Raw genomic sequence first — 350 nt, forward strand, 5'->3', positions numbered from 1 at the left:
GTGCGGGACTTCGGTGCCCTGGATCTGGGCGCAGAGGAGGTCGACGGCGGCGCGTCCCATGGCTTCGATGGGTTGGCGGACGGTGGTGAGGGGTGGTTCGGTGCAGGTCATGAAGGCGGAGTCGTCGTAGCCGACGACGGAGACGTCGTGGGGTACGTGGTGGCCGCGTCGGCGGGCGGCGCGGATGGCGCCGAGGGCGAGGGGGTCGCTGGCGCAGATGATGCCGGTGACGCCGCGCTGGAGGAGGCGGGTGGCGGCTGCCTGGCCGCCTTCGAGGGAGAACATGGCCCGTTCGACGTGTTCGTCGGGCAGTTCCATGCCGGCGGCCTGGGCCGTTTCGCGGGCGGCGG

The 350-nt window shown here is 72.6% G+C and carries 1 protein-coding gene; it reads right to left on the reverse strand.

What is annotated here, in order from left to right; translation table 11 throughout:
* The coding region (locus KUM40_RS27485) for a substrate-binding domain-containing protein (protein WP_217168890.1) at positions 1 to 350 on the reverse strand (350 nt) is incomplete at both ends.

This window comes from Streptomyces sp. AC512_CC834 (assembly GCF_019049325.1).
GTDB lineage: Bacteria > Actinomycetota > Actinomycetes > Streptomycetales > Streptomycetaceae > Streptomyces.